Origin of the sequence: Chroococcidiopsis sp. CCNUC1, from assembly GCF_023546805.1 — a bacterium.
Lineage (GTDB): Bacteria > Cyanobacteriota > Cyanobacteriia > Cyanobacteriales > Chroococcidiopsidaceae > Chroococcidiopsis > Chroococcidiopsis thermalis.
The window spans coordinates 4,519,613-4,532,466 of sequence record NZ_CP097480.1 but is presented as its reverse complement, the minus strand read 5'-3'; the positions used below and the strand labels follow the sequence as shown (position 1 = coordinate 4,532,466).

Genomic DNA, 12,854 nt, shown 5'->3' with positions numbered 1-12,854 from the left:
TTCAAGTTGCGACTAGTTACCATACACTAGACAGCCCAACTTAACTCTACCGATCGCCCTAGTTTCTTTTTTGACTGCCTGACCCTACTAGTTTAGAGTTCCCTATCTAGGAAGAAAACCTGTCTCATCCAATCGGAATTTATGAGAATTTTAAGCACGATCTGGCAATTTCTGCGATCGCTAACTGTCGATCTTGGCAACTACGTTCGGTCTGAACTGTGGAAACTACCAACCAACTGATAAAATTAACTGCGAATTTAGTTAATTTAAGGGTAGATGTTAAAAATAGGTGTTGCGCTTAAGCTAACCTGGTAAAGGTTTAGCAAGCATGGTTTAACCTTTAAGACGAGAGGCTCACTAAAACTTAGGAAGGGTGAATGTAAAATCGATTGAGATCCATAACATACAATTCATAAAATGATGCATAAAAAATTGTTATAATTGAGAATTCGACGTTAAATAGTTTTTGGAAAATTTCTAGGTATTAAATTTCTATGCCTTGTTCTATGATGAACCGTCTGTCTATATTTGTAGACGGGAACAATATGTTCTACGCACAACAGAAAAATGGTTGGTTTTTCGACCCGCGAAGGGTGCTAGAGTACTTTAGGAAAGAGCAACCAGATACAGTACTAATTAATGCCTTTTGGTACACTGGATTGAAAGATCCTCAAGATCAAAGGGGTTTTCGGGATGCACTCATTAGTCTGGGATACACCGTTCGTACTAAAATTTTAAAAGAGTACTACGACGATACCTCGGGTCGCTATTCGCAAAAAGCGAATTTAGATATAGAAATTGTAGTAGATATGTTTAATACAGTAGATCAGTACGATCGCGTAGTTTTATTTAGCGGTGACGGAGATTTTGAGAGAGCTATAGAATTATTAAGGTCAAAAAATACTCATATTACAGTTGTATCTACAGAAGGAATGATTGCAAGAGAGTTACGGAATGCTACCGATCGCTACATCGATTTAAATGATATTAGAGAATCCATTGAAAAAGCTGATTATTAGATAAGTGGTGCGTGGTACGTGGTGCGTGTTTTTTATACGATTACTAATAGCTAAAACAGGGATAAATGTCTGGTGAATCTATGGACAATCAATGGGGAACAGAGCGGGTCATAATTTTCGATACTACGTTGCGGGATGGCGAACAGTGTCCTGGGGCAACGCTGAACGTCGATGAAAAATTAGCGATCGCCCGTCAATTAGCTCGCTTGGGAGTAGACGTGATCGAGGCAGGCTTTGCCTTTGCTAGTCCTGGCGATTTTGAGGCAGTGACAAGAGTTGCCAAAGAAGTCGGAACGATTGATGGACCGATCGTCTGTAGTTTGGCAAGGGCAATTAAAGCTGACATTAAAGCCGCAGCCGAAGCCCTCAAGCCAGCCGCTAAAGGCAGAATTCATACATTTATTTCCACATCAGATATTCACTTAGAATATCAGTTGAAAAAATCGAAAGCCGAAGTCTTAGCGATCGCTGAAGAAATGGTGGCTTACGCTAAGTCTTTTATGGACGATGTGGAATTCTCAACTATGGATGCTACCCGCACCGATCCAGAATATTTGTATCAAGTTTTGGAACGGGCGATCGCGGCTGGGGCAACAACAATTAATATCCCCGATACTGTCGGTTACACAACTCCTAGTGAATTTGGCGCATTAATTAAAGGTATTAAAGAAAATGTCCCCAACATCGATCGCGCCATTATTTCCGTCCACGGTCATAATGATATCGGTTTAGCCGTTGCTAACTTTCTCGAAGCCGTAAAAAATGGGGCAAGACAGCTAGAATGTGCCGTTAATGGCATTGGCGAACGGGCTGGAAATACAGCGTTAGAAGAAATTGTGATGGCGCTGCACGTCCGCAGGCAATACTTCAACCCCTTTTTAGGTCGTCCGGCAGAGTCAGAAGCGCCGCTAACTAATATTGATACGCGGGAAATCTACCGCACTTCTCGCCTAGTTTCTAACCTGACAGGAATGCTAGTACAGCCAAATAAGGCAATTGTCGGAGCAAATGCTTTCGCTCACGAGTCTGGCATTCACCAAGATGGTATTCTCAAAAATAAGCTCACCTATGAGATTATGGATGCCGAGTCGATTGGTTTGACTAATAACCAAATTGTCTTAGGCAAACACTCCGGTCGCCATGCTTTTAGTTCGCGCTTGCAAGAATTGGGCTTTAACCTGTCAGAAACAGAATTAAACAAAGCTTTCTTACGATTTAAAGACTTAGCGGATAAGAAAAAAGATATTTCCGACTGGGATTTAGAGGCGATTGTCAACGACGAGATCAAAACGACTCCAGAAGTTTTTCATTTAGAATTAGTCCAAGTATCTTGTGGCGATTGCACTCGTCCGACAGCAACTGTCACCTTACGGACTCAAGATGGTGAAGAACTGACCGATGCAGCGATCGGCACGGGACCCGTGGATGCTATATATAAGGCGATCAATCGGGTGGTAAACGTCCCCAATCAGTTAATCGAATTTTCCGTCCAGTCCGTGACGGCGGGAATTGATGCAATCGGGGAAGTCACGATCCGACTGCGCTACGAAGATAAAGTCTATTCCGGTCATGCAGCAAATACAGACATTATCGTTGCTTCTGCCCAGGCATACGTCAACGCCTTGAATCGGCTTTATGCGGCCTTGCAGCATCAACAGCAACGCGATCGCTCGTTAGCATAGTTTTAGATCCTTCTCAACTCCGCTTAAAAACAATACGATCCCCCAACCCCCCTTCATAAGGGGGGCAACACGATCCCCCAACCCCCCTTCACAAGGGGGCTAATAGTAAGTAGTCAGTAGGGTGGGCAACGCCCACCTTGACTGTAGGTTGAGGCTAATAATAAGTAGGGTGGGCAACGCCCACCTTGACTGTAGGTTGAGGATTGCGTTCGATAAAATATGCCCACTGTCCGACTTCGACATTCAGTCAATTGGCATTCAGTCAATTTGAGTTTGTTTGCCTTGTTAGTACTGCTAATTGCGATCGCCACAGCACTATATACATCTAGCGAACGTAACTTTCATTGGTGGATCGATTGGTATTACAAAACTATCGAGGTTGCTGGTGCTTTTCGTCAATCTCCCATCGCAGGCATTAGTAACTTTTTGCAATCGCTAGGAGCAGAACGAAATAAAATTTACACTCTGCCATTAGTGCCATTTATCCTACTATTTGGCGAGTCGCGATTAGTCTATCAAATTGGTTTAGCACTCGTTTATTTACTACCCTTTTCCCTGGTAATGGGAGGTTTGGGGACGCGATTGATTGCAGCCAATTCTATAGCTGTTTTTTGGTCAACGGCAATTTTTAGTTTATTAATTCCTATCAATTGGATACCAACTTTTCTTGGCATTCCAGATACGGGAGGGGCTGGATTAATTGGGCTAGCGATTTGGATTTACTTGCAAGATATGAGACTGAAACGTTGGTGGCGCGTGCCAGCGATTGGTGTCTTATTAGGATCGGCGATTCTCTTTCGTCGTCATTTTGCTTACGGGGCGATCGCTGTTTTAGTTGCAATGTCTCTGCAAGCATCGATATTTTTCTGGACTACTAGACGTATAAAACCACAACTAGCGTGGCAGAAATTACGGCAACTTGCAGTCAAGATTGGTTTAATTGCTATCATCTGTTTTATTACTCTTGCGGCGATCGCTTGGCAGTTTACTTATAACGCGCTAGTTACAGATTATCGAGGGCTGTATGCTTCTTGGAGTTTCCCAATTCATACAATTGTCGAACTCTATGCTGCTTATTTTGGCTGGGCAACGCTCATACTTGCCGCACTCGGATTTCTAGTTGGAATTGTGACTCGTACTCTGTATCTTCCAGCATTTAGTTTCATCTGGCTGTTTGGCGTAGTCTCAGTAGTAGAATGGTTGATTCTCTTGCGCTATGCCAATGTGTTTTATTGCCTCCATTTGTCCCCAATTGTGGTATTAGGATTAGCTAGTGGTATTTGGACGGCTTACTTAAAACTCAAAGTTAAATTTCGTCCGCTCGTTTCAGGTATAGTTATTTTCTATCTGATTAGTAACTTAGTATTTGGACTGACTCCGATTGGGAAATTTCAGCATCCTCTCCGTTCCCTATGGACGCTGAATATTCCTCCCTTAGTCCGGGCAGATTACGATGAAGCGATCCAATTAGTAGCTTACTTACGTCAAATTGCGACTAATAAAAAGCCAATTTATATTGTTGGTTTCCAGCGGTTGCAGCTCAACAGTGGTATGGTGCGGGCAGTCGAACGTAGTGTATACAAACAAAACGATCGAGATAACTTACTGTTGCTAGGCGTGCCTCAAGTTGATTCTCAAGATTTTTATCCTGTAGAAAGACTGTTACAAGCAGAGTATGTCGTCATTCCTCACCCATTACCAAATTTTGAGAGCGACTTTACCAAAGTTCCAGTGGTAGGGGAGTGGCTACCTCTCAAAGAACATGATGTTGTTACAGTTGTCTCTAATGCTTTTCAGCAAAATTGGGAAATAGCCCGAGATTTTCAGCTTTTACCCGTCCAGTTTCATTTAGCCGATGGTGCTGTTGTGAGTATTTACCAGCGTTTGCGTCCTACTTCCATAGAAACGGCAATCCACACCCTTGCCACCATGCAACAGAGAATTGGGCAGCGTCCAGGGGGACAGTTGGATTGGATGAGTTTGAGTCATCTATGGCAAGACAACAAAGTTACTAAAAACATCACCCGTACTTATAGATTACTAGCGTATGCCGTCCCAGGAAGAGGAACGCAACCAATATCGTTCTTGTATTTGGGAACTTTAACCAACCGCACCCAAGTCACAGGTAAAGTGACTCTATTTGGCAAAACCTGTAATGGTGCTACGCTCAGTATAGAAATGCGCGATCGCCAAGGTCAACTCGTCAGCGCGATCGCATCGCAATCTTTCACTCATAAGTCTTACAAACTTCAAGTATCGTTGGCTAGCCAAAATCCAGAACCAACTTATTTATTATTAAACGCTCAAACGAGCGATAAAAATGATTTAATCAAAAGTTGTATTGTAGAAATCGATTCTTTAAAAGTATCTAACTTCTGACTCCGGACTTCCCTCTTATGGAAAATCAAAGATTAGAAAGAGAAAAACAATTTCACGATGCTTGGGCTGCGGCAATTGATGTTGAGGGAATTCGGGTAGCAGACTATTTTGAAGCTTGCACGGCTCCAGAAAATCGATTTATTCTCAGACAGATGGGAGACGTGCAAGGAAAAAAAATCTTAGATTTAGGTTGCGGTGCAGGCGAAAACAGCGTTTATTTTGCTAAAAAAGGGGCGCTATGCATGGCAGCTGATTATTCTCCAGGTATGGTAGAAGTTGCTTTAGATTTAGCAGCTAAAAATGGTGTAAAAATCGAGGGACGAACGATGGATGCATCTGCTCTAGATTATTGTCCCGATAATTCTTTTGATTTTGTTTACGCTGCCAATTTACTACACCATCTTCCCGATCCTCGCACTGCTATATTAGAAATGCATCGAGTCCTTAAGCCTGGGGGAAAAGCTTGCTTTTGGGAGCCATTAAAACACAATCCCATTATCAATGTTTACCGTCGAATTGCAACTAAAGTTCGTACGGAAGATGAAATGCCACTTGATATTGCGATCGTTAAGTTTATCGAACGTAATTTTTCTCATACCAATTACGATACTTTTTGGATTGCCACACTCTGGATATTTTTGCAGTTTTATTTAATAGAAAGAGTCGATCCAAATAAAGAACGTTACTGGAAAAAAATAATTATCGAACATCAGAGATTAGCTCCAGCCTATTTACGTTTAGAAAAGTGGGATAAGCTGCTGAAAAAAATCCCTGGCATGAAAAGATATGCTTGGAATTTGGCAGTTGTGGCAACAAAATAAATAGTTATCAGGGAAGAGTGGTAGTTGGTAGTTGGTAGTGGTGCGTGATTTAATTCTTCTCTGCTCCCTTGCCCGTCTGCTCCCCTGCTCTCTTCACTCCCTCAGCTCTCTTACTCTGCTCCCTGCTCCCTCTAAAAAGACGAACCTGGCTGTTGCAAAAACTCTTCTTCTTCTGGGTAGAGACTCGCTCTAAAATTTTGTTGCGGTGGGGAAAGCGTCCGAATCTTAAAATGACTTCGCGGTGACGCAAGGCATAGGTAATTGCATCAGCACTATCAGGATCGTCGCTCAGCTGTTGAAATAGAGCTACAGAACGATTTTGATCCTCTAGGTTTTCGCTGTGTTCAAAAGGACAGTAAATAAACCAGCGTTGTACGGGTAATAATTCGCGATCGTAGCCTTGGGCTACGGCATACTGTGCGGTAGATAGGGCTTGCCAGTCAGTCGCGAAAGCTTGAGGTTTACCGCGAAACATATTGCGAGGAAACTGATCGAGCAGCAAGATCAAAGCCAGACAGCTGAGGGGAGAACTTTTCCAGGTGTCTAAATTCCCTGCTGCGGCTTGTTCGTAATCGCTCAGAAAGCGGGCTTCCACTTCTCGATCGAATTCAGGCTTTTTAATGAACCAAATCTGTCTTGGTTTTCCATAACTAGCCTGTTCGGGAGTACCAAACCAAAAATCTAAAATTCTTTTTGCCTGTTCTGATGACATGGCTGACAAACAACTCTATTGATTCTTACAAATCGCTTGCCTCATTTTCCGCATATTTTCTGGTAATTCAAATTGCATCGCTTGTTGAATAAAAATCGATGGAATTGGAACGTTAGGCGTAGCTTGTACGGCATAAGTGAGTAAAGTGCCAATTCCGCAATCTTGCAGGTTTAAATCTGCTGTAAAGTCGGTGAAAGTACCTTTTTCCATGCGAAACTGAATGCGCTGCTGGACTTCCTCAAACACGTTTAAATAGATTTCAACTTGAGCAGTGAAAATGAGAAACGCTTTGCGGGCAACTTGATATAAGCGCTTCACCTCACCTCGCTGCAAGACTTCGCTCTGGATCACGTCGGGAAAATATTGTACCCAACGAGGATAATCGGTAAGCTGCTGCCAGACTTGCGATCGCTGCATTGGTAGATACATACATGCTGTCACAGCCCCGCCCCATGTCGAATGAGGGCGCGTTTGAACTAAAATTTCCCCCCGCATCAAAGCTGTTTGCTCTGTCTGACCGAGCGTCGTACCTATATACATTGCTGTCATACTAACTTCGTTATTCCTCACACTTATGCACTTAGCGATCGCAAGCAGTATACTGCTTACTCTACCTATAGTTTTGTTAAGAGATGGTGAACATACTATAAAGGTTCCCCAAATTTTGCCAAAAGCGATCTGTTTGGGGAGAATTCGGAATTTGGAATTCGGAATTCGGAATTATTTCTGTTTTAGTTTTCGGGTGGAGGTGACGAGAATACCAACAATTTCTGATGCTTCAGTCAGTAAAGGCTGAAATTTGTTGAGTTTAACCATACCAGATTCAATGAGAATTTCTAACCAGTACTCAGTTTCACGGGCTTCTTTGAGTGCAATTTCTAACTTGCTCAAAAAATCTTTGTCTGATTGTGCCGATTGCGCTTCGCGGACATTTGCACCAACACTTGTACCGCTCCTCAACAGCTGCCTAGATAAAGTTCTACATACTCCTGGCTTTTCGTCTAAAAAGCTACAAGCCTTAATCACTCTAATTGCAAATTTCTGTGTTCTCTCAGTAATAGGAGTATAGTTATTCATGTCTAAATCTAAACTTAAGGTATAATTTTATACTATATATTTAGATTCGTCTTGAATTCCAAATTCCGAATTCCAAATTCCGAATTCCGAATTATCTTGGTACAGGTACTTGATTTAATAAATTATTAATTAATGTTTCAATTTGAATCCCATCGAGTAAACTTTCGGGTTTGAGAATGAGACGGTGACGCAGCAGAGGTGGAGCTACAGCTTTGACATCATCAGGGGTGACGTAATCTCGTCCGGCAAGCCATGCGGCGGCTTGACTGGTTTGCAGCCATGCTACGGCACAACGAGGGGAAGCACCCAAAGTTAAATCGGGATGTTGGCGCGATCGCTGCACCAGAGCAAGGAGATAGTCTACAATTGGCTCTGCTACTTGTACCGATTTGACTTCCTGACGCGCTTGTAAAACCAACTTCACGTTAGCAACGGGTTCGATTTGAGCAATATCTAGCCGTCGAGATTGAAAACCCTTTTGGCTGTTCAGCAGCATTTGCTTTTCATGCTGACGATCGGGATATTCTACCGTTAATTTGAATAAAAATCTGTCTAGTTGGGCTTCTGGTAAAGGATAAGTTCCCTCAAATTCCAAAGGATTTTGCGTGGCGATCGCCCAAAATAATTCCGGTAGCGGCAAGCTTTCACCATCCAAAGTCACTTGCTGTTCTGCCATTGCTTCTAATAAAGCGGCTTGTGTTTTGGGTGGCGTGCGGTTGATTTCATCTGCCAACAAAACTTCAGTAAATACGGGTCCCTTTTTCAGCGTAAAGTTACGACTGTTAAGGTCGAGAATATTCGTACCTGTGATATCAGCAGGTAAGACATCTGGTGTCAGTTGCACGCGGCGAAATTCTGCTTGAATAAGTTGCGCCATCACTTTCACTAGCAGAGTTTTTCCCGTACCTGGTACACCTTCTAAAATGACATGTCCCCCCGCTAGCATTGCCACCAATAATTGTTGTACTAATTGAGATTGACCGACAACAACTCGGTTGAGGGCTTCACTGAGGCGATTTAATTCAGCGCGGAGTTCGGGCATGAGAAGGGGTAAGTAGGGATTAGAGTAGGGGCGCACAGTTGTGCGCCCCTACTGAAAGAAACGTGATAACTAATCAGGTTTAACATAACTGCGGATGGTGCGCCATTGTTTTAACCAATTTAATAGGTCTTTGTCACTGAGGCGGCGCTTTTGCCCATGCAGCCGCAGCAATTGTTCGAGTTCGGTAGGCGATCGCCCCGTTTGCTGTACCCATGCTTGAATCAGTGCTTGCCGTTCTAAGGGAATTTGTCCGAGTCCTAAAGCTTGCTGGAGTTGTTTTTGCTCGGCATTACCAACTGTATCTATGACAAAATCGCTGGCTTGGGCTTTTTGCAACACCCCTGCTAAAGCTTCAATATAAGCAGTGCTATTGTCTGCGATCGCTGTTTTGAGAGTAGCTGGTTGCCCGAAACGACGATTGCTAGCCAGAATAAACACAAATAGCACGATCGCGGTTTGAAACAGGGCAGCAGCTAAGGGTCTTTGTGCTAAATAAGATAGGAAATTCCTTTCACCCGCTCGTTCTCTGACTTCTTTATCTCGGTAGCCGTGAATGTATTCGTCTATCCAGATCGGTCGATCGCCTTGAGTCGCGAGTTGAGCTAAGTATTTATAGTTATTGGGATAGTCTTGGTAGGCATTTGCTGCTAAATAAGGGGTGACACAGAATATGACCTGTCCTTCACCAATTTTTTCTTGCCATACAACTGCACCATAGCGATCGCCCAATAGCGATTGCTGTTGCTGGTCGATCCCTGCTCTGCGCCGCGTATCGATTTTAATATTAATTAACTCGTTGTTTTGTTGCTTGGTGCTGAACTCAGCTGGTGTGACTGGCTGGGGTACGCCCAAAATTATCAAAGTGTTGCCTCGTTCCACCCACTGCTTTTCTACGTAATTCAAGCCGGAATTGGGTTGGTTAAGGACGCGCAGCAATGTTATTTGATTTTGTTTGCTTAACTCACTGGATGGCTTTTGCCAACGCTTAACAGGCGTGCCTCGGTTTTGCATGTATGCATACCAAGCTCCATATCCATCGGGGCTGCGGCTGTAGGTAGAGCCAAGACGCGAAGGATTATTGGGTGCAGTAACTAGGCTGAGAAAGACGATCGCAGCGATCGCAATCGCCCCTAACCACCATCGATGACGTAGATTTCGCACACTCCACCTACCATGAAGAGAATTCGCAGCTATACAAACTCAGTCTACCCAGGCGGACGTTTGTGTAGTGCCATTCTAGTCTGGGCGCCCAATTGAATTTGTGCAATAGATCTATTCTTGTCTGGCAATATCTCGATATGCCTGCTGACATCGTTCAAATGTTTCTGATAAAACCTCACCATCGCTAAAGCATAATTGCTCGTGGGTGGTAATCAGCGTGCGGTAAGACTGAAACTGGGGTAGTTGTTGAACTAATTGCAAGTATTCTCGATCTGTGCGACTGGTTTGATGGCGGGCGATCGCTCGTTCGTGCAACAGTTGTAGCGTTGCCATATACAAACAGCGACAAGCTTCGCGATAGTTACCTCGATCGAAATAAGTTTGCGATCGCTTTAACCAAGCTTCGACTGGCATTTCACTGGTTCTAGAAGTCGTCTTTCCACCAACAGCGCCCCTAGTTTTTAATTCTATGAAATAAGGCTCCAAGCGTCGCCATACATACCTCACTAGCCACAGCAACAAGGCAAATGCCGCTATCCAGGCGATCGCTTTTAATCCCTCCACTAACCATGAAGGGATGCCTTCTGGCAACTGGGGAATGTTTTTATTCAACCTCATCGTTTGGAGTTCGAGCCATTCCCCTACCTGTTGCTGTAATTGAGATAACTGCCAACCTATGCTATTTTTTTCAAATTCGCCTTCTTTCATCGGGAGTTGGGAGTGGTGCGTGGTGCGTGGTGCGTGGAAGAGATTGTACTTAATATTTTCCTGAGTCTTGACTTTTGACTTTTGACTTACCCATTACCCATTACCTTTTCTTCAGACTTTATCAGTATCCACCCTGCGATCGCTAAAATAGCGCCTAGAACGAGAAACCCAATATCCCAAATTAACTCATTAGTCCCTGGCTTGACATGGTGAATGCCGAGAATTTGATGGTCGATTAACCCCTCAAAGAAGTCGAACAATCCTACGCCTACCAACAAAGCACCAAAGAAAGTTCTGCCCGACCAAAACACGTCTTTTTGTTCGCCTGCCCGCCAGAGTAAAAATATTCCTAGTAAAGTTAATATCCACGTAGCCGCATCGAAAAAGCCATCCCACACCATGTTGACCTTCATTTCTGCAACAGTGACAGTCGGTCGAACGCTGCTGAGCATGTGATGCCATTGCAAGATTTGATGGAGCAATATACCATCAAATAGTCCACCAGTTCCCAACCCAAGGATAATTCCAGATGCAATTAAAGGGTTGCGCTGCGTGCGAAGTTGTTTCGCTTCCATTTTCAGTCCTCTGCGACAGTTCTTTTCACAATGGCAGTCCACTACGTGAATTTCTTCTGTCTGATGGTGAAGATAGGAGCAGCGATCGCCAATTCCTACAAAAAAACCAATACAAAAGACTGAAGGGAAGATATTTCTCTCCTTCAGCTTCTGAAATGCAAACTAACTTGCGTATCTTGTCTTGACTCAAAAGAATAGATACTAAAAGTCTAAGCAGCGAGTGGGTATTGCCCACCTTACCATACTTCTATCCCTTCAGTTTTGACTTTTGACTTTTAACTTTTGACTTTTTCTAGTAGCTTCTAGAAGATTCGCGGCGGTTATAGCTACCTCTGCTGTTGCTAGTTCTACTACCACCTTCCTCGCGTGGCTTGGCTTTATTTACCTTCAGCACTCGTCCCATCCATCTAGCGCCATCTAGCTCCGAAATAGCAGCTTCTTCTGCGTCTTCTGTTTCCATTTCAACGAAACCAAAGCCACGCGGACGACCGCTTTCTCGGTCTATAGGTAGCTGTACTCGTGTCACAGTGCCGTAATCGGCAAATACCTTAGTCAAATCTTCTTGGGTAACGTCATATGACAAGTTACCTACATATATGGACATTCCTACTCTCTCCTGAGTCCGAATCGTTGTCGAGATGACGGTTCGGAGGAGCATCTGAATTAGCAAACACAAACACAACTACCGAATCTACTCTCTATTTTAGAGTAGCATAAAATCGCTGTAACTTATACTGGCTGCGGGAATGATTAGTTTACTTTCCTCAAATGATTAGTATTACCTATGGTGCAAACCTTGCTAGCTCGTTCACATTTTGTTACAAAAGGAGAGTATGGATAACTTCTACAATCGCGTAAACTTATGTTTGGCGGATTAACTGGTTTTACTAATCCTACTGGCACTGATTGGGGCGAGCAAATGCTCAATACTGTTGCCAGCAAGACAATTCGTCACTTATTTACACAAAGTGAGTCGGTAGAAGTTGCCGTTCGTTGTTATCCTTCGAGTAAACTCTTGCAAGGTAGCATTGATAGCTTCAAGATGAGCGGTCGCGGTTTGCTGATCCGGCGTGAATTTTGGGCAGAGGAGATGTCGTTTGAGACGGATGCTGTAGCGATAGATTTCAGCTCTGTTCTAGGTGGTAAACTTGCCCTCAAACAACCGACTCAAGCTGTAGCTCAAGTGACGCTATCAGAAGAAGGAATTAACAGGGCGTTTGAAGCAGAACTGGTGAAAAAACGCCTGCTCAATTTGACTTTACCTAGTTTGACTGAATTATCTGGTGGCAAGCCAGTCTCGTTTCAGGAAGTTCGGGTAGAGTTATTGCCGGAGAATGAAATTAAGATCTGGGCTAAGGCAGACTTATCTCAAGAGGAATTAGTACCAGTTAGCCTCACAGCAACTTTAGGTATTGAACGGCGGCGACGAGTACAATTTCAAAACCCTAGATTTGAAGTAGAAACGCTACCAGAATCTCAACGAGAGACTTCTCTAGCTTTAGCACGAGCTTTGGCAGAAATTCTGAATAATATGGTCGATCTCGATCGCTTCGACTTAGATGGCGTTACCATGCGGCTAAACCGCTTAGAAACTAAAGGCAAGTTGTTAGTTTTTAGCGGCTACGCTCAGATCGAGCGCGTACCAGGAAAACAATAGAGCGTGTAGACTAGCTCTACA

General features: G+C 43.6%; 12 protein-coding genes and 1 pseudogene. 5 read left to right on the top strand and 8 right to left on the bottom strand.

Annotated features, from left to right (window positions below; all coding sequences use genetic code 11):
* Positions 1–494: 494 nt before the first annotated feature.
* From M5J74_RS20865 to M5J74_RS20850, 4 genes are all read left to right on the top strand, one after another.
* The gene (locus tag M5J74_RS20865; RefSeq protein WP_039714205.1) at positions 495–1,019 is read left to right on the top strand and encodes an NYN domain-containing protein; all 525 of its coding nucleotides are present in this window, start codon (positions 495–497) and stop codon (positions 1,017–1,019) included.
* Between the two features lie 65 nt (positions 1,020–1,084).
* Positions 1,085–2,701, top strand: coding sequence for a 2-isopropylmalate synthase (locus tag M5J74_RS20860; RefSeq protein WP_199755722.1), 1,617 nt, complete (start codon positions 1,085–1,087; stop codon positions 2,699–2,701).
* 219 nt (positions 2,702–2,920) lie between these two features.
* Positions 2,921–5,080 carry a hypothetical protein gene (locus tag M5J74_RS20855; RefSeq protein ID WP_250013053.1) on the top strand — a complete coding sequence of 720 codons (2,160 nt, stop codon included), beginning with the start codon at positions 2,921–2,923 and terminating at the stop codon, positions 5,078–5,080.
* Positions 5,081–5,097: 17 nt separating this feature from the next.
* Positions 5,098–5,901, top strand: coding sequence for a class I SAM-dependent methyltransferase (locus M5J74_RS20850; RefSeq protein WP_250013052.1), 804 nt, complete (start codon positions 5,098–5,100; stop codon positions 5,899–5,901).
* A gap of 131 nt (positions 5,902–6,032) precedes the next feature.
* Here the strand turns inward: M5J74_RS20850 and M5J74_RS20845 are convergent.
* The 8 genes and pseudogenes from M5J74_RS20845 to M5J74_RS20810 all read right to left on the bottom strand — a co-directional run bounded on the left by M5J74_RS20845 (position 6,033) and on the right by M5J74_RS20810 (position 11,780).
* Positions 6,033–6,613: pseudogene (locus M5J74_RS20845) on the bottom strand (DUF924 family protein).
* A 15-nt stretch (positions 6,614–6,628) separates the two neighbouring features.
* Complete coding sequence (locus M5J74_RS20840; RefSeq protein ID WP_015155938.1) at positions 6,629–7,162, bottom strand: SRPBCC family protein; 534 nt, start codon at positions 7,160–7,162, stop codon at positions 6,629–6,631.
* A gap of 171 nt (positions 7,163–7,333) precedes the next feature.
* On the bottom strand, positions 7,334–7,690 hold the full coding sequence (locus tag M5J74_RS20835) for a four helix bundle protein (protein WP_106169451.1): 357 nt from the start codon (positions 7,688–7,690) through the stop codon (positions 7,334–7,336).
* A gap of 91 nt (positions 7,691–7,781) precedes the next feature.
* Positions 7,782–8,732: a MoxR family ATPase gene (locus tag M5J74_RS20830; RefSeq protein ID WP_127024165.1), complete on the bottom strand. Its 951-nt coding sequence runs from the start codon at positions 8,730–8,732 to the stop codon at positions 7,782–7,784.
* Between the two features lie 69 nt (positions 8,733–8,801).
* Entirely contained in the window at positions 8,802–9,893 is a 1,092-nt protein-coding gene (locus M5J74_RS20825) for a DUF4350 domain-containing protein (protein ID WP_106167319.1), read from the bottom strand.
* Between the two features lie 111 nt (positions 9,894–10,004).
* Complete coding sequence (locus M5J74_RS20820) at positions 10,005–10,601, bottom strand: DUF4129 domain-containing protein (protein ID WP_106218347.1); 597 nt, start codon at positions 10,599–10,601, stop codon at positions 10,005–10,007.
* A gap of 86 nt (positions 10,602–10,687) precedes the next feature.
* The gene (locus M5J74_RS20815; RefSeq protein WP_250013050.1) at positions 10,688–11,176 is read right to left on the bottom strand and encodes a DUF2243 domain-containing protein; all 489 of its coding nucleotides are present in this window, start codon (positions 11,174–11,176) and stop codon (positions 10,688–10,690) included.
* 292 nt (positions 11,177–11,468) lie between these two features.
* Positions 11,469–11,780: an RNA-binding protein gene (locus M5J74_RS20810; protein WP_015155931.1), complete on the bottom strand. Its 312-nt coding sequence runs from the start codon at positions 11,778–11,780 to the stop codon at positions 11,469–11,471.
* A 258-nt stretch (positions 11,781–12,038) separates the two neighbouring features.
* Here M5J74_RS20810 and M5J74_RS20805 point away from each other — a divergent pair, with 258 nt between their 5' ends.
* Positions 12,039–12,833, top strand: a complete 795-nt coding sequence (locus tag M5J74_RS20805) for a DUF2993 domain-containing protein (RefSeq protein WP_106167316.1) — start codon at positions 12,039–12,041, stop codon at positions 12,831–12,833.
* Positions 12,834–12,854 lie beyond the last annotated feature (21 nt).